The organism is Pseudomonas sp. UTLPPB19802 (genome assembly GCF_059730225.1).
The window spans coordinates 429,521-446,771 of sequence record NZ_AP048545.1 but is presented as its reverse complement, the minus strand read 5'-3'; the positions used below and the strand labels follow the sequence as shown (position 1 = coordinate 446,771).

The window sequence follows — 17,251 nt, the reverse complement described above, 5'->3', positions numbered from 1 at the left end:
GGTGTCCGGCGCATTATGGGGGAGGGCGCGTAATCAATAAATGCTGTTTCGCCGGTCTCAGCCCTGTTCGGCCAGGCATTCGCGCAAGGCCGTGTGCCAATCCGGCTGGCTCACCTGCCATTCGCGCGACAGGCGGCTGCAATCCAGGCGCGAGTTCAGCGGACGGGTGGCGGGCGTCGGGTAGGCGCTCGATGGGATGGCTTCGAGGATCGCGCAAGGCTTGTTCAGGGCCAGCAGTTGTTCGCCGATCGCCTGGGCGAAGCCGAACCATGAGGTTTCGCCGCTGGCGGTCAGGTGATAGGTGCCCCAGGCGCCGGCCTGGCCGGCCTGCCAGCGCTCGATCAGGGCGCGAGTGCTGTTGGCGATGGTTCCGGCCCAGGTCGGTGAGCCGACCTGGTCGGCAACCACGCGCAGTTCCGGTTTCTCCTGCAGCAGCCGTTGCATGGTCAGCAGGAAGTTGCGCCCATGACTGGAGTAGACCCAACTGGTGCGCAGGATCAGGTGCTGGTCGTGAGCCGCGGCAATGGCCCGCTCGCCGGTCAGCTTGCTGCGGCCGTAGACGCTCAGCGGGTTGGTTTCATCGTCCTCGGTGTAGGGCTCGGCCTTGCTGCCATCGAACACGTAGTCGGTGGAGTAGTGGATCAGCGGGATCCCCAGGTCGGCGGCTTCCTGGGCCAGGATGCCGGGCGCCGTCGCGTTGATCGCGAACGCCAGGTCCGGTTCTGACTCGGCCTGGTCGACGGCGGTGTGGGCCGCCGCGTTGATGATCAGGTCCGGGCGGTGGGCGCGGACCTGTTGGCGGATCTGTTCGGGATGCGCCAGGTCGAGTTGGTCGCGGCCCAGGACGAACAACTGCCCCAGGTCGCCCAGGCGCTTGCGCAGCTCCCGGGACACCTGGCCGTTCTGGCCGTTGATGAGGATTTTCAGGGAGGATGTGCTCATTCGAACAGATCGGCCTCGTGCAGGGATTTACCGTTCTGATCCTTGGCCGAGAGCTGTGGAACCCCTTCGAATTCCCAGTCGATGGCCAGGCTCGGGTCGTCCCAGCGAATGGTACGTTCGGCGCTGGGGGTGTAGTAGTCGGTGGTCTTGTAGAGGAACTCGGCGTGGTCGCTGAGCACCACGAAACCGTGGGCGAAGCCTTCGGGTACCCACAGCTGGCGATGGTTCTCGGCAGAGAGGCGCACGCCGACCCATTGGCCGAAATGCGCCGAGCTGCGGCGGATGTCGACGGCCACGTCGAGAACCTCACCGGCGATCACCCGCACCAGTTTGCCCTGGGTGTTTTCCATCTGGTAGTGCAGGCCGCGCAGGACGCCTTTCTGCGAGCGCGAATGGTTGTCCTGCACGAAGTCGAGATCCAGCCCGGTGGCTTCATGAAAGGCCCGTGCATTGAAGCTTTCGTAGAAAAAACCACGTTCGTCGCCAAACACCTTGGGTTCGAGGATCAGTACGCCTGGCAGTCGCGTCGGCGTGGCCTTCATCGTTTCTCTCCAGCGAGGGTGAACAGGTACTGGCCATAGCCGGTCTTGCCGAAGTATTTGGCACGCTCGAGCAGATGTTCGCGATCGATCCAGCCATTCTGGTAGGCGATTTCTTCCAGGCAGGCGACTTTCAGGCCCTGGCGGTGCTCAATGGTCTGTACGTACTGCGAGGCTTCCAGCAGGCTGTCGTGGGTGCCGGTATCGAGCCAGGCAAAACCACGACCGAAGCGCTCGACCCGCAGGTCGCCGCGCTTGAGATAGGCGTTGTTGACGTCGGTGATTTCCAGCTCGCCGCGTGGCGACGGCTTAACCGCCTTGGCGATTTCAATGACGTCGTTGTCGTAGAAATACAGCCCGGTGACCGCATAGCTGGATTTCGGCTTGGCGGGTTTTTCCTCGATGGAGAGGGCCCGGCCCTCGTCGTCGAAGTCGATCACTCCGAAGCGCTCCGGGTCCTTGACCCAGTAGCCGAAGACCGTTGCACCTTTTGCCTGGCGGGAGGCTCTCTGCAACTGGGTGCTGAAGGACTGTCCATGGAAGATGTTGTCGCCGAGGATCAGGCACACCGGATCTTCACCGATGAACTCCTCGCCAATCAGGAATGCCTGGGCCAGGCCGTCCGGGGATGGCTGTTCGGCATAGCTGAAGTGCACGCCGAACTGGCTACCGTCACCCAGCAGATTGCGATACTGCGGCAGGTCCTGCGGTGTGGAAATGATCAGGATTTCACGGATGCCGGCCAGCATCAGCACCGAGATCGGGTAATAGATCATCGGCTTGTCGTAGATCGGCAGCAGTTGCTTGGAAACCCCGAGGGTGATCGGGTGCAGGCGCGTGCCGGAGCCCCCGGCCAGGACGATACCTTTCATCATGCCAACAACTCCTTGTGATCGAGGGAACCCAGGCGTTCGCCCTGGTAGCTGCCATCCTGGACCCGGCGGCACCATTCGAGGTTTTCCAGGTACCACTGCACGGTCTTGCGCAGGCCGCTTTCGAAGGTCTCTTGCGGTTTCCAGCCCAGTTCGCGCTCGATCTTGCCGGCGTCGATGGCGTAGCGCAGGTCGTGGCCCGGACGGTCCTTGACGAAAGTGATCAGGTCGGCAAAGCGTGCCACGCCAGCCGGGCGGGCCGGAGCCAGCTCTTCCAGCAGGGCGCAGATGCCGCGCACCACCTCGATGTTCTTCTGCTCGTTATGGCCGCCGATGTTGTAGGTCTCGCCCACCACACCGTCGGTGACCACCTTGAACAGGGCGCGGGCATGGTCCTCGACGAACAGCCAGTCGCGAACCTGCTGGCCGTCGCCGTACACCGGCAGCGGCTTGCCGGCCAGGGCATTGAGGATCACCAGCGGGATCAGCTTTTCCGGGAAATGGAAGGGACCGTAGTTGTTCGAGCAGTTGGTCAGTAGCACCGGCAGGCCATAGGTGCGATGCCAGGCGCGGACCAGGTGGTCGGACGCAGCCTTGCTTGCCGAGTACGGCGAGCTTGGGGCATACGGGGTGGTTTCGGTGAAGAGGTCGTCGACGCCATGCAGGTCGCCGTACACTTCGTCGGTGGAAATGTGGTGGAAGCGAAAGGCGCTTTTCTCTGGCTCGGCCAGCTTCGACCAGTAGCCGCGAGCGGCTTCCAGCAGGCTGTAGGTGCCGACGATATTGGTCTGGATGAAATCCGACGGGCCGTCGATGGAGCGGTCTACGTGGGATTCCGCCGCCAGGTGCATGATCGCGTGAGGCTGGAAACGTGCCAGCAGCGCACTGACAGTGGCCTGGTCGACGATATCGGCCTGGACGAATTCATAGCGGGTATCGGTCGCGATACTGCTCAGCGACTCGAGGTTACCGGCATAGGTCAGTTTGTCGAGGTTGAGGACCTCGTGTTCAGTGTTGCGGATCAGGTGCCGAATCAGGGCGGAGCCGATAAAGCCGGCGCCGCCGGTGACTAGAATTCGCATGTCGGTGTGCCTTTTCCTTAGACGGGCATTCAATTGATGCAGCATAGCTTGTGGGTAGGCAGGCAGCGGTGCAAGTGCGACTGCTCCTGTATCGGTGCCGACGCTTCCTACTTTACTTCGTACTTGCGTATTGACGGCGCCGGTGGCGATATAGACACCCGATAAAAACTCCAGGGAGTCGCTCCATGTTGCTCGCTACGTTGATCCGCCGTGCCAGTCTGCCGAGCCCGAATGTCTCGATGTCTTCGGCACTGCAACTGCTTGAGGCGCATTACGGGCTCTCTGGAACCCTGCAGGCGCTGGGCAGCCAACAGGACCTCAACTACAGGGTCGACAGCGACAAGGGTCGATTCGTTCTGAAAATCTGCCATGGCGACTACGCCAGCCTAGAATTGCAGGCCCAGCACGCTGGCCTGGCGCACCTGGCTGGCTGCGACGGCCTGCGGGTGCCGCGGGTGATTGCCGCCAACAATGGCCAGGACCTGCTCTCCATCGAGCTGGGCGGCCAACCGTTGCATGTGCGCCTGCTGGAATACATCGAAGGCCAGCCGTTGACCCACCTCAAGCACCTCGGTCGTGAGCTGGTGGCCGGCCTGGGGCGCCTCTGCGGCGAAATGGACCGGGCGCTGGCGGATTTCCAGCATCCTGGCCTGGAGCGCACCCTGCAGTGGGACCCACGGCACGCAGGGGCGCTGATCGAACACCTGCTACCGGTGATCCACGATCCGCAACGGCAGGCCGTCATTCGCGCTGCTACGGCCAAGGCCGCTCGTCGCTTGCAACCGCTGGAGGACAAGCTGCCGGTCCAGGCCATTCACCTGGATATCACCGATGACAACGTGGTCTGGCGCCGCGATGCGCAGCGGCACTGGCAGTTGCAGGGTGTGATCGATTTCGGCGACCTGAGCCGCACCTGGCGGATCGCCGACCTGTCGGTGACCTGCGCGGCCCTGCTGCACCATGCCGAAGGTGATCCCTTCGTGATCTTGCCGGCGGTCCAGGCCTACCACGCGGTCAATCCGCTGCAACGCGAGGAATTGCTCGCCTTGTGGCCGCTGATTGTCTCCCGGGCGGCGGTGCTGGTACTCAGTGGCGAGCAGCAGGTCGGTATCGATCCGGACAACCACTACAGCCGCGACAACCTGGCCCATGAGTGGGAGATTTTCGAGGTGGCGACCTCGGTGCCCTTCGAGTTGATGGAAGCGGCGATCCTCACCGCCCTCGACCAGCCCTTGGACGCGATCGCCAGCGAGGGTTTCGCGCCATTGCTGCCAGGGCTGGTCGGGCGTGAATTCGCACTGATCGACCTGGGTGTGCTCAGCCCGCATTTCGAGGCCGGCAACTGGGAACAGGACGGTATCGACCAGCGCCTGCTGGCCGAAGCTGCCGCGCTGCACGGCCTGGCAGCCAGCCGCTACGGGCAGTACCGCCTGTCGCGTACGCGCCCCGACAGCGCGGTGGAGCCGGATACCTGCCCGTTGCATGTCGACCTGCAGGTCCCGGCTGGTACGACTGTGGAAGCGCCGTTCGCCGGTACCCTGCATGCCCTCGGCGACGGTGCCTGGCAACTGTCGGGCACACCGCTGAGTCTGCGACTGTGGGGCGTCGAAGCCTCCGTCAAACCGGGGGCCGCAGTGGTCAAGGGGCAGGTGCTGGGCGAGGCGGGCGGTGCGTTGCGGGTCCAGTTGTGCCGACAGGCCGAGCTGGAGGCGCCGCTGTTCTGCACACCCTCGCGTGCTGCCGCCTGGCAGGCGCTCTGCCCATCGCCAGCGGCCCTGCTGGGGCTGGCCTGCGACGCCGAGCCGGAGCTGGACGCAACCGAGCTGCTGGCCCGCCGCGACGCCAGTTTTGCCCGCACGCAGAAGCACTACTACGTCGACCCGCCGCGTATCGAGCGCGGCTGGCGCAACCACCTGATCGACATGCAGGGTCGCTCCTACCTGGACATGCTCAACAATGTCGCGGTGCTGGGCCATGGGCACCCACGGATGGCCGCCGAGGCGGTGCGGCAGTGGTCGCTGGTCAATACCAACTCGCGCTTCCACTACGCCGCCGTCACCGAGTTCTCCGAGCGACTGCTGGAGCTGGCGCCGGACTCCATGGACCGGGTGTTCCTGGTCAACAGCGGCACCGAGGCGAATGACCTGGCGATCCGCCTGGCCTGGGCCTACAGCGGCGGGCGCGACATGCTCAGCGTGCTGGAGGCCTATCACGGCTGGTCGGTGGCGGCGGATGCGGTCTCGACCTCCATCGCCGACAACCCCAAGGCCCTGGAAAGCCGCCCCGACTGGGTGCACCCGGTGACCGCGCCGAATACCTATCGTGGGGCGTTTCGTGGCAGTGACAGCGCGCCGGACTATGTGCGCAGCGTCGAGCAGCAGTTGCTCAAGCTGGCCGACAAGAACCGCCAGTTGGCGGGGTTCATCTGTGAGCCGGTGTATGGCAATGCCGGGGGGATCGCCCTGCCACCGGGCTACCTGCAGCAGGTCTATGCGCTGGTGCGGGCCCAGGGCGGCGTGTGTATCGCCGACGAGGTGCAGGTCGGCTACGGGCGTATGGGCAAGTATTTCTGGGGCTTCGAGGAGCAGGGCGTGGTGCCGGACATCATCACCATGGCCAAGGGCATGGGCAACGGCCAGCCGCTGGGGGCGGTGATCACCCGTCGGGAGATCGCCGAGGCACTGGAGGCCGAGGGCTACTTCTTCTCGTCGTCGGGCGGCAGCCCGGTCAGTTGCCGGATCGGCATGGCCGTGCTGGAAGTGATGGCCGAAGAAAAGCTCTGGGAGAATGCCCAGGTCGTTGGCGGCTATTTCAAGGAACGCCTGGAGGCGCTGATCGACCGCCATCCGCTGGTAGGCGCGGTGCACGGCTCGGGCTTCTACCTCGGGGCGGAACTGATCCGTGACCGCGAAACCCTGGAGCCGGCCACCGAAGAAACCGCGCTGTTGTGTGATCGGTTGCGCGAGCTGGGAATCTTCATGCAGCCGACTGGCGACCATCTGAACATCCTCAAGATCAAGCCACCGATGTGCACCACGCGTCGCAGCGTGGATTTCTTCGTCGACATGCTGTCGAAGGTACTGGATGAAGGGCTGTGATGTTTAAAACCGATTGTTATCGGTAAATTTCGTCTACCAAAAGGCCATTTATAATTTTTTAGCTTTGAAGGCCGATTTTTATCGGCTATAAAGTCGGCATTACATGCCCTGAAAATCCTCGACGGTTCCCTGGAGTCCTGATCCCCATGAGCATCCTGCACAGCACCCCTCGCGCCGACGGCTTCCACATGCCCGCCGAATGGGCGCCCCAGACCCAGGTCTGGATGATCTGGCCCGAGCGCCCGGACAACTGGCGCCTGGGCGGCAAGCCGGCACAAGCGGCCCACGCTGCTGTGGCCAAGGCGATCGCCCGGTTCGAGCCGGTGACGGTCGCGGTTTCCGCCGGCCAGTATGAAAATGCCCGGGCGCGCCTGGACGTGCCGAATATCCGCCTGGTGGAAATGTCCAGTGACGACGCCTGGGTTCGCGACAGCGGGCCGACCTTCGTCATCAACGACCAGGGCGAAGTCCGTGGCGTGCACTGGGGCTTCAATGCCTGGGGCGGCTTCGACGGCGGCCTGTACTTCCCCTGGAACCGCGACGAGCAGGTGGGTGGCAAGATCCTCGAGATCGAGCGCTGCGAGGAATACCGTACCGAAGGCTTCGTGCTCGAAGGTGGTTCGATCCATGTCGATGGCGAGGGCACGGTGATCACCACCGAGGAGTGCCTGCTCAATCGCAATCGCAACCCGCATCTGGGCCGCGAAGAGATCGAGCAGATCCTCGGCGAGCATTTGGCGGTGGAAAAGGTGATCTGGCTGCCGGACGGCCTGTTCAACGACGAAACCGATGGCCATGTGGATAACTTCTGTTGCTACGTGCGTCCGGGCGAAGTCCTGCTGGCCTGGACCGACGATCCGCAAGACCCGAACTACCCACGTTGCCAGGCGGCCGTGAAGGTCCTGGAGAACAGTCGTGATGCCAAGGGGCGCGCCTTTGTGGTGCACAAGATGCCGATTCCGGGGCCTCTGTACGCCACCGAGGAAGAGTGTGCGGGGGTCGATGCCGTGGCCGGTAGCCAGGAGCGCAACCCTTCGGTGCGCCTGGCCGGTTCCTATGTGAACTTCCTGATCGTCAATGGCGGGATCATCGCACCGAGCTTCGACGACCCGCAGGACGCTGTCGCCCGGGAGATCCTGCAGAAGCTGTTCCCGCAACATGAAGTGGTGATGGTGCCAGGACGGGAGTTGTTACTGGGCGGCGGAAATATCCACTGTCTTACCCAACAGCAACCCGCGCCACGGCAGGGTTGAGTGGGGCTGTAACATCGGCTGTCACCGCCCTGGATAGTGGCACTTTTGCATCATTGTGAAATTTTCTTCATCCAACCCGCAGCCCTTATGGGGTGCGGGTTTTTTTATGGGTGCTGGTGCTCAGAGCTGGCACTTTGGCATAGCTCTTGTATCTGCCTGGAGTACAGACGAAGGGTCTTCGGACTACGACGTTTTGTCATAAACCTTGAGTAACTTAGCCGCTCATGAACCAGGAGAGCGTCGAGATGAACGTAGCCAGCGAGCGAGTTTCGCATCCCCTGTCGGTGACGAGCGAGTCGCTTCAAATTCTGGCTCAGTGGTTGAAAAGCAATGGAACGCGTGCAACCCGTGCTCAGGATCCTCGTCGGATGATTATCGACCGCTACCCCGCAGGGCTGTTCAGCGACGCTGAACTGGATGCCTTGCTTGGGGTTTTGCAGGGTTAAATGGATTTAAAGGAAAACGCCGCTGCCCGGAGCGATCCGGCCAGCGGCGTTTTTTTTGCGCCTTAGAAACTGTAGCTGCCCGTCACCACCAGGCTGCGCGGAGCCCCTGGCTGGATCTGGAAGGCACTGGTGGCCGAGGCGTAGTAGGTGCGGTCGCTGATGTTGTTCAACGCGGCGCGCAGGTCCCAGTCGCGGGTGCGGAACCCGGCCAGGGCGTCCCAGGTGCCATAGCCTGGCAGCACCACGGTGTTGGCGTTGTCGGCGTAACGATCGCCGACCAGGGTCAGGCCGGTTTCGGCGTACCAGCCCATCTCCGGTTTCCAGGTCAGGAACAGGCTGCCGTTGCGCTTGGCGACGTTGCTGACGCGCTTGCCCTCGAAGCCGTTGTTGTCCTTGACGACGGTGGCGTCCTGGAGGCCGATGCCGCCGCGCAGGTACCAATTGCCGACGATGCGGCCGGTGCCGGTCAACTCGACGCCACGCGAGCGCTGCAGGCCAGTGAGCAGCGTGATCTCGGGTTTCAGCAGGTCTCGGGTACGGCGGTTATAGAGCTCCAGCTCATACACCGCCAGGGTGGTGCTCAGGTGCTCACCGAGCCAGTCGCTTTTCACCCCAACTTCCTTCTGGCGAGTGCGCTCGGGGCTCAGGTCGTTGCCGTTGCCGGGGGCGTTCGGGGTGATGCCGATCAGGCCACCGCCCACCGGCGAGAAGCTCTTGCTCCAGGACGCGTAGAACGAGTGGTCCTGCCATGGCGTCCAGACCGCGCCGAGGCGCGGGCTGGTGCTGTGGCTGTCGCGGCTGTCCGTGACGTGGGTCCGGTTGTTGGTGGTCTCGACCTCGAAACGATCGTGGCGCAGGCCGGCGAGCAATTGCCATTGGTCGTTCAGGCGCAGTTGGTCCTGGACGTAAAGCGCGCGGCTTTCGACTTCGGTGTGGTTGTCGCTGGAGAGCGTCATGCGCCCGTTATGGCTGAGGTGGTGATTGGGCTTGAACAGATCCAATGCCGGCACCGCCTGGCTGCCAGTGCCGGAGGCCAGCGAAGTGTAGAGTTTCGGATCGCGGCGCTGGCTGCCCAGCTCCAGCCCGGTCAGCAGGCGGTGCTCGAGGCCGAAGGTGTCGACGCTGCCTTCGGCTTCCAGGTTGCTATAGATATTTCGGGTGTTGAGGTCCTGCTGCCAACGCTGGCGCGTGACCTGGCGGGTCGCCGGGGTATAACCCGTCAGGTAGGTATTGTCGAAATCGCTGTTGAGCTTGAACACCCCAAGGGTGTGGCGCAGTTGCCAGTTGTCGTTCAGCGCGTAGGTGAGCTTCGAGCGCAGCGACTGCGCCTTGTCGTCGATGTAGTCCCGTGGGTCGCCGTAACTGGTATCGCGACCGACATCGGCCGGCCGCCCGTTGATCCCCGGTATGCCGCGGTCCGGCGTGCGGTTGTAGCGACTGTATTCGTACTGCACCAGCCAGTTCAGATCCGGGGTCAATTGCCAGCTCATCGACGGGGCGAACAGCTGGCGGTTGCCGCTGACGCCGTCGCGGAAGCTGTTGCTGTCCTGGTTGCCCATGTTCAGGCGCAGGCTGAGGTCCTGCGTGGGATCGACGCTGAGGTCGGTGTAGAGGCTGCGCAGGTCGTCGCTGCCACCCTGCACCTCGACCGTGGAACGGCGGCCGAACTGCGGCAGCTTGCTGACCCGGTTGACGATCCCGCCCTGGCTGCCACGGCCGTAAAGGACTGCGGCGGGGCCCTTGAGCACCTCGATGCGCTCGATATTGTGCAGGTCGCGCACGTACTGGCTGTCGTCACGGATGCCATCCAGATAGAAGTCGTTGCTGGCGTCGAAACCACGGATTCGCAAGCTGTCGAAACGGGTGTCCGCGCCGCTGCTGACGTTGGGGATGCCGCTCAGCGCCTTGCCCAGGTCATTGGTGCCGTAGTCGAGCACGTTCGCGGTCTTCAGCGAGTCGATGGCCTGGGGAACGTAGCGCACCGGCGTGGCGGTGCGGGTCGCGGTGCTGACATCCTTGACGCGGGGATCGTCCGGGTCGGCATCGGCGTTGATCGACAATTCCGGCAGGGTGGTCGTGGCTTGTGTGAATCCGGCGGACAGCAGAACGCAAAGCCCGAAAGTGACGGGCGCCAGGCGATAAGGGGCAGGCATGACGGGGATGTATCCGTGAGGGTGTAAGGGGGTTGGAAAAGCGCGCGAATGGTATCGAGTATTATTTCTAATTGATAACAATTACCAATAGCGCGGCTGGCTGGTTTGTATCTAAATATGTCTGAGTTGTTACATTTCTCGAATATGACCGATTTCCGCAACAAACCAGCCGCCATATCGGCGTTTTTCGAACAGCTGCCCGGCGCTAACCTGTAGGCACTGCTTGTTGACGACTTCCCTGGAGACCGCCATGACCGCTCCCGCGACCCTTCATTACATCTACGATCCGTTGTGTGGCTGGTGCTATGGCGCCAAGCCACTTGTGCAGGCTGCCAGCCAGGTGCTGCCGATGGCCCTGCATGGCGGCGGCATGATGGCCGGGAACAATCGGCAGTTCGTCAGCCCGAACCTGCGGGACTACGTCATGCCCCACGACCGGCGTATTGCCGAGTACACCGGCCAGCCGTTTGGTCAGGCTTACTTCGAGGGGTTGCTGCGCGACAGTTCGGCGGTGTTCGATTCCGCACCGCCGACGAGCGCCGTGCTGGCGGCCGAGGAACTGGCCGGGCGTGGGCTTGAACTGCTCGGCAGATTGCAGACCGCGCATTATCTGGAGGGACGGCGAATCGCCGATGCCGAGGTGTTGCTGGAGTTGGCAGTCGAACTGGGTTTCGAGCCGCCAGCCTTCAAGTCCGCCTTCGAGCGCAACAGTGGCGCGGTGGCGGTCGAGCACTTCAAGCGCAGCCGGGCCTTGTTGTCCCGGGTCGGCGGGCAAGGCTTTCCGACCCTGGTACTGGAACGTGATGGGCGCTTCAGCCTGATCGATATCGGCCCTTACTTGGGCAAGCCTGAAGTTTTCGCGCAATGGTTGCGCGAGTCGACCGGGCCAGTGGCTGGCACTCCTTCAGGCCCGGCCTGCGGGCTGCAGGGTTGTGCTGACTGAGTCGTCGATGTCGTTACTGCAAAACTGCCGTGACGCTGGCTGATATGCCATTTTTCGAGGTTGACCAAAAATACTTGTCTAATTGCCGATGATTCACGAAATTGACACTTTAGTCGTGTCGCGGATAGGATTCGCGGCACGCCTGTGGCTATAAGCCATATACCCAAAATAATAAGAGGCCCGCTGCATTCACCTGCAGGCGGGCCTTCTTTTTTTCTGCGTGAAAAATCCCAACACACAGGTTCAGCTCGGGAGCTGCAGGGCGTTTTATCCAGCTATAAGGAAAACAACATGTTGAACAAACGGATCGGTCTGCTCGCACTGGGCATTCTCAGCGCCACCCAGGCCATGGCAAGCGAGCAATCGGACGCCAAGGGTTTCGTTGAAGACAGCCACCTGAACGTGCTGCTGCGCAACGCCTATATCAACCGCGACTACAAGGACGGCAACCCTGACAAGGCCGAGTGGGGCCAGGCTGCCATCGGTACCTTCAAGTCCGGTTTCACCCAGGGCACCATCGGTGTCGGCGTTGACGCCTTCGGCCTGTACGGCCTGCGTCTGGACGGCGGCAAGGGCACTACCGGTGCCCAGGGCATCGACTTCTTCGCCAAGGACAACAAGGGTTCGCCTGATCGCGACCTGGCCAAGGCCGGTGCCGCGGTGAAATTCCGTCTGTCCAACACCGTACTGACCTACGGCGACCAGATGCCAGCCCTGCCGGTGCTGAGCTATGACAACGTCCGCCTGCTGCCGGAAAGCTACACCGGTACCCTGATCACCTCCAAGGAGATCAAGGGCCTGGAGCTGAACGCCGGTCGTTTCACCGCCGAATCGCGCAAGAGCGACGAAGGTCGTGACAGCGGCGGCCTGAAAAGCATCAACGTGCTGGGCGGCAGCTATCAGTTCACCGACAACTTCAAGGCGGCCCTGTACGCTTCCGACGTTGAAGACGTGCTGAAGAAGCAGTACGTGAACCTGAACTACGTATTCCCGGTTGCCCAGGATCAGTCCCTGACCCTGGACTTCAACGGCTACCGTACCAAGCTGGACAAGGACTACGCGGCTGATGCCGGCGCCGACGGTCGCGACAACAAGATCTGGAGCCTGGCAGCCACCTACGCCCTGGGTGCCCACTCCTTCACCATCGCGCACCAGCGCAGCACCGGCGACAGCCTGCTGGGCTACCCGTACGGCGGCTACCAGCGTGGCCAGGGTCGCGTGGGTGATGGCGGCAACTCCATCTACCTGGCCAACTCCTACTGGTCCGACTTCAACGGCTCGGACGAGCGCTCCTGGCAGCTGGGCTACGGCCTGGACTTCGGTACCTTCGGCGTACCGGGCCTGAGCTACAACTTCGCCTACGTCCGTGGTGACAACATCACCACCTCCACCAGCACCGGTGGTACCGAGCGCGAAATCTTCAACCAGTTCAAGTACGTGGTCCAGAGCGGCCCGGCCAAGGACCTGAGCGTGAAGGTACGTAGCTCGATCCTGCGCGTGTCGCAGAAGTCCAGCGAATACAACGTCAGCGGCAACGAAGTCCGTGTATTCGTCGACTACCCGATCAACGTGTTCTGATCGCGGCGACAACGCTGTAGCAACCTGATCCCAGGTTGAACAAACGCCCCGACTGGTTCGGGGCGTTTTTGTTTGTGCCGGTTGCGGGTAATCTGTGGCCCTGTTAGCCGATGCCTTCCCTGAGCCGAGAACCGGGCGCCATGACCGTCAGAACCTTTATCGCCCGTCGCCGCTGGTTGTCTCTGGGGTTGCTGGCGCTGTTCATCGCCGTTGGCTTGCCCTATGGCTGTTCGCGGCTGGCCTACAAGGAGCGCCAGTTGCTGTTCAACATCCAGCCGGGCACGGCGGGCTGGTTCAACGGGCTGCCCAGTGGCGTGCGGGAAATGCGGATCCCGGTCAGCGACGCCCTGGCAGGCAACGACTACCTGCACGCCTGGTGGTGGCCATCGAGCCGCGCCGATGCCCCGACCATCCTCTACCTGCATGGCACTCGCTGGAACCTGACAGCCCAGGTCGGGCGGATCACCCAACTGCGCGACCTGGGCTTCTCGGTGCTGGCCATCGACTATCGCGGCTTCGGCGACAGCCCTGGCGAGCTGCCGTCCGAGCGCAGCGTCTACCAGGATGCCGGCAATGCCTGGAAGCGGCTCGTGCAGTTGCAGCCGGATGCCCGCAAGCGCTACATCTACGGTCACTCCCTGGGCGGCGCGGTGGCGGTCGACCTGGCCGAGCGCCTGGCCGGTGACAAGCAGTCCGCCAAGGCGGCGGGGCTGATCATCGAGTCGACCTTTACCGACCTGGGCGACGCGGCCGGGGCGGCAATCCCGACTTCGTTGCCCGTGCGCTGGATTCTCTCGGAGAAGTTCGACTCCATCGACAAGATCAGCCAGATCGGCATCCCCGTGCTGATCGTCCACGGTACCGACGACCCCTACGTGCCGTCGCGCTTCAGCAAGGCGTTGTACGAGGCCGCCGCGCAACCCAAGCACCTGTTGCTGATCAAGGGCGGCAACCATATCAACAGCATGATTCTCGGCAACCGTGAATATGCCAAAGCACTGCGCCAGGCCTTTGCCGGGTTTCCGTCGACGGCAGCCGGTGATCTCGCAGGGAAAAGCACGGTTAATCGTTGAGGCAGGGCCTGCTTATGGGAACCCCTTCTGGGCAGAAGCGGTAACATTTGCGACCTTGCAATATGAATAAATATGCCAATAATCATAATTATGTTTTTTTGAATAAATTGACATATTCATGACTCCCGACCGTCTTTACTTTCCGCGCGCAGCTCTCGCCCAGCAGATATTGATGGGTTTCGAGAACCAGCTTCAGCAGGCCACGACCCTCTTTGCGCCACGTCGCAAGGGTAAGACACAGTTCCTGCTGAGAGATCTTGCGCCGATGGCAGAGTCGCAGGGCTTTGTCGTGGCCTATGCGGATCTATGGTCCAACAAGGAAGACCCTGAACGAGTGATCTGTGCCGCCCTCGCCAAGGCTCTGCATGAGACCAGCCTGCTGACCCGGATTGAAACCTGGTGGGCCAGGCCGAAGCGCTCGCTCAAGGGCATGAAAGTCGGCCTGGGAATGGATTCTGCTTCTGCCGAGGCCGAATTGACCGAGGCCGGGATTCCCTCGATCCATGAGTTGTTCGAGCGTTTCAGGATTGCGGGCAAGGGTAAGGCATTGCTCATAGTCGATGAGGTACAGCACTTGGCCACGCGCCCGGCGTTTGAGAATTTTACCGCCACGCTTCGGTCCTTGCTGACGACTAGTCAGGGTAGTGTTTTTGCAGTGTTTACCGGCTCATCCCAGGACGGTCTGACGAGCATGTTCCGGCGTAGCAAGGCACCCTTCTATCAGTTTGGTTCACAATTGAGCTTTCCTGATCTGGGGCGGGAGTTTTCGGAGCATTTCGGTCGACTTTATCGGGAAACGACGGGTTCGCATTGGGAAGTGGAACAGGCTTATCGCCTTTACGTAGCCCGAGGCATGACTCCTCACTACCTGCGCACCTTGTTCACAATCAGCTTGACCCAACACATCTGCGTCAAGGAGGCCGACAGGATTGTTTGGGCCGGGATGGTGGATGAAGGGCAATTCACCACTTTGCTACAGGATTTGCCACCACTGGATCAATTGCTGCTCAGGGGCATTGTCACCGGAGCATCGCTGTATGCCGACGAGTACCGGCGTTCCCTGGCTGATGAGTTACCGAGTGGTCAGGTGCCTAGCACCCAACAAGTTCAAACCGGGTTGGAGCGGATGCGCAAACGGGATCTGGTTGCCAACCTTGGGCATGGCCAATGGACTATTGAGGAGCAGGCGTTGGAGAGCTATCTGCGTGGGCTCTATAGTGGACTGGACGCGGACTGATCGAAGGGGGTGGCGGTCAATAGTCAGGGGACAGCCCACGACATGATCATGGTTGCCCCCTTCATTCAATCTCTAATGTAACCCGTACGAATAAACCCCCAGGTCACGGCTGTCGTACCAGTTGCCCTTGGCCCAGAACACTCGGTCCTGTGTTTCCTGAAAGCCGAGGATGCCCAGGTAACCGTCAACCGCCAGGCGCTGCCAGGAGCGCCCCCAGTCAGTGGAGTAGAATACGCCGTCTGCGGAGATAGTGGCTTTCGACCACCAGTACAGCCAGCGCGGCGGATGGTAGTTGCTGGAGGTGTTGATCAGCAGGCTGTTCTGGCCCATCCAGAAATGCCCCTCGCGCAGTTGGCTGTGGGATCCCAGTGGACCGAACACACTGGGCAGCTCGCCAACGACGTGCCAGGCCAGCTTGGCGGTGTCCAGTTCGCCAACCATGTCCTGCCCTTGCCCGCCCTGGTCGATCAGGCCCATGACCCGGCCGCTGCCGTTATCCACCACCGCGTCGATGAACAGCCCGTCCTCACGTTGTATGGACTCCACCTGCCACTGGCTGGCGTCTCGCTTGAGCTGGGCGCGGGTCGTGATGCTGACCGACAGGTTACGGTCCCCATCGCCCGGATTGCGTCCCCAGAACCGCTGCGAAACCCAGATAAGCGCGTGTTGCGCGTCCAGCTGCGTGACGTGGGTCTGGACGTCGCCAGTATCGCTGGATTCCTTGTACCACTCGGTCACGTCCGGTCGCTTGCCCTGGGCATACTCCTGCGTCACCAGCAGCGATTGGGATGCGAGGATTTCGGTGTCGGTTGCGCCGCCATCGGCCGAGTAGAAGACCCCGGTGGAGATCGCGTCGGGGTCGTTGCCGTAGCCCCGGGATTCCTGGCTCGGTGAACTCCAGGCCCAGATCTCGTCCTGGCCGTGGAAGTACGGCTTCAGGTTCCAGGCGATGTGATCGGCCTCGGAGAAGAACCCCTTGGGCAGCCAGTTCCAATGCCTGCCCTGGTCGTCGGTACGAAAGGCCGCGCTCTGCGTGCCGGCAAACAGCACCTGTGGCTTGTCATCGACCGGTGGTGTGTCGGTTTCTGGGCGATCAAGGCCACTCAGCAGGAATACCCGTTTGCCATCCGGGCTGGCCACTAGGCAGGCGGGGTCGGTGATATGGGCCACCAGCTCGAATCGGCCCTGATCATTCAGGCGCGAAATGAAGGTGGTTTCCTTCTGGCGCGGGGAGAGGAAGCTGGAGAAGGTACCGGATTCTTCCGATTCCTGATCCTTGTCCTCTGTCGGTTTGCCGTAAAGCACGGCATCCAGGTCCACTACGTCGGCGGCAGGTTTCAAAGCCTTGGCGTCTGTCTCCACGCGGCCGACCAACCAGGTGCCTTGTGGCGTGACGACCACACCGGTGCAGAACTGGGTCATCGCGCGTTGCCGGATGTCTTGCACGGCACCCAGTGTCTGCTGGTCCGGGCTGCCACCGCCCCATTCGAGCTTGGCGCTGAGAATGATCCACGCGTACCACAGCGCGACAGCGACGATCAGAATGACGGGCAGTTTGATGAACAGCTTTGTGCGAGACATGGGAGGTCCGTATCCGTGGGAAAGGCTGGGTAGCTTTTCTCATCTTCGGGGCCGGGAGTAAATTGCTGACGCGGGGGAAATTCAGATCTGTGAAGTGGGTCAGGTGGGGAAGCGTTTTACGGTGCCGGCGAAAGATGCTGGAACCCTCGGTGGGGTATTTTCTTTCTATTCCACACGCCGGTCATCCACCTGTTTTCTGTGCGGCGGCGTGGAGCGGTGCCTGAGATTTTGAGGAGGGGACAATTTGAGGACACTTTCAGCTTCTTGAAAGCGCCGAAATAAAGCTCCAGAAACGGCAAAGCCCCGCATTGCGGGGCTTTGAACATGGTGCGGCACCAGGAGTCGAAAATTCTCACAACTAATTGATTTTTAAGTATTTTACTTCTATAGGCGCGTACTTCTATCTCTAAAACTATCCTCAGGCGCCCCCTCTGATGATTAACGAGTCAAGGAA

At 61.9% G+C, this 17,251-nt stretch carries 13 protein-coding genes; 7 read left to right on the top strand and 6 right to left on the bottom strand.

What is annotated here, in order from left to right; all coding sequences use genetic code 11:
* Positions 1 to 57: 57 nt before the first annotated feature.
* The 4 genes from rfbD to rfbB are packed head-to-tail and all read right to left on the bottom strand — an operon-like array spanning position 58 to position 3,435.
* Positions 58 to 942, bottom strand: coding sequence for a dTDP-4-dehydrorhamnose reductase (gene rfbD, locus AC6I6U_RS02025; RefSeq protein ID WP_497880414.1), 885 nt, complete (start codon positions 940 to 942; stop codon positions 58 to 60).
* Positions 939 to 1,484: a dTDP-4-dehydrorhamnose 3,5-epimerase gene (gene rfbC / locus AC6I6U_RS02020; RefSeq protein WP_497880413.1), complete on the bottom strand. Its 546-nt coding sequence runs from the start codon at positions 1,482 to 1,484 to the stop codon at positions 939 to 941. Before rfbC ends, rfbD begins: the two co-directional genes overlap by 4 nt.
* On the bottom strand, positions 1,481 to 2,356 hold the full coding sequence (rfbA, locus tag AC6I6U_RS02015) for a glucose-1-phosphate thymidylyltransferase RfbA (RefSeq protein WP_497880412.1): 876 nt from the start codon (positions 2,354 to 2,356) through the stop codon (positions 1,481 to 1,483). Before rfbA ends, rfbC begins: the two co-directional genes overlap by 4 nt.
* The gene (gene rfbB / locus AC6I6U_RS02010) at positions 2,353 to 3,435 is read right to left on the bottom strand and encodes a dTDP-glucose 4,6-dehydratase (protein WP_497880411.1); all 1,083 of its coding nucleotides are present in this window, start codon (positions 3,433 to 3,435) and stop codon (positions 2,353 to 2,355) included. The genes rfbA and rfbB overlap by 4 nt, the downstream gene beginning before the upstream one ends.
* Before the next feature lie 185 nt (positions 3,436 to 3,620).
* On the opposite strand from rfbB, the gene AC6I6U_RS02005 reads away from it, so the two are divergent.
* The 3 genes from AC6I6U_RS02005 (at position 3,621) to AC6I6U_RS01995 (ending at position 8,232) form a co-directional block, all read left to right on the top strand.
* The gene (locus AC6I6U_RS02005; RefSeq protein ID WP_497880410.1) at positions 3,621 to 6,533 is read left to right on the top strand and encodes an aminotransferase; all 2,913 of its coding nucleotides are present in this window, start codon (positions 3,621 to 3,623) and stop codon (positions 6,531 to 6,533) included.
* A gap of 146 nt (positions 6,534 to 6,679) precedes the next feature.
* The gene (aguA, locus tag AC6I6U_RS02000) at positions 6,680 to 7,786 is read left to right on the top strand and encodes an agmatine deiminase (RefSeq protein ID WP_497880409.1); all 1,107 of its coding nucleotides are present in this window, start codon (positions 6,680 to 6,682) and stop codon (positions 7,784 to 7,786) included.
* 245 nt (positions 7,787 to 8,031) lie between these two features.
* Positions 8,032 to 8,232, top strand: coding sequence for a hypothetical protein (locus tag AC6I6U_RS01995; RefSeq protein WP_497880408.1), 201 nt, complete (start codon positions 8,032 to 8,034; stop codon positions 8,230 to 8,232).
* Positions 8,233 to 8,294: 62 nt separating this feature from the next.
* Here AC6I6U_RS01995 and AC6I6U_RS01990 read toward each other — a convergent pair whose 3' ends face one another.
* Positions 8,295 to 10,385 (bottom strand): TonB-dependent receptor, encoded by a 2,091-nt coding sequence (locus AC6I6U_RS01990; protein WP_497880407.1) that lies wholly within the window; start codon positions 10,383 to 10,385, stop codon positions 8,295 to 8,297.
* A 250-nt stretch (positions 10,386 to 10,635) separates the two neighbouring features.
* Here AC6I6U_RS01990 and AC6I6U_RS01985 point away from each other — a divergent pair, with 250 nt between their 5' ends.
* From AC6I6U_RS01985 to AC6I6U_RS01970, 4 genes are all read left to right on the top strand, one after another.
* On the top strand, positions 10,636 to 11,328 hold the full coding sequence (locus AC6I6U_RS01985) for a DsbA family protein (RefSeq protein ID WP_497880406.1): 693 nt from the start codon (positions 10,636 to 10,638) through the stop codon (positions 11,326 to 11,328).
* A gap of 291 nt (positions 11,329 to 11,619) precedes the next feature.
* Entirely contained in the window at positions 11,620 to 12,906 is a 1,287-nt protein-coding gene (locus tag AC6I6U_RS01980; RefSeq protein WP_497880405.1) for an OprD family porin, read from the top strand.
* Positions 12,907 to 13,046: 140 nt separating this feature from the next.
* The gene (locus AC6I6U_RS01975; RefSeq protein WP_497880404.1) at positions 13,047 to 13,979 is read left to right on the top strand and encodes an alpha/beta hydrolase; all 933 of its coding nucleotides are present in this window, start codon (positions 13,047 to 13,049) and stop codon (positions 13,977 to 13,979) included.
* 118 nt (positions 13,980 to 14,097) lie between these two features.
* Positions 14,098 to 15,216: an ATP-binding protein gene (locus tag AC6I6U_RS01970; protein ID WP_497880403.1), complete on the top strand. Its 1,119-nt coding sequence runs from the start codon at positions 14,098 to 14,100 to the stop codon at positions 15,214 to 15,216.
* A gap of 72 nt (positions 15,217 to 15,288) precedes the next feature.
* Here AC6I6U_RS01970 and AC6I6U_RS01965 read toward each other — a convergent pair whose 3' ends face one another.
* The gene (locus tag AC6I6U_RS01965) at positions 15,289 to 16,797 is read right to left on the bottom strand and encodes a hypothetical protein (RefSeq protein WP_497880402.1); all 1,509 of its coding nucleotides are present in this window, start codon (positions 16,795 to 16,797) and stop codon (positions 15,289 to 15,291) included.
* Positions 16,798 to 17,251: the final 454 nt, after the last annotated feature.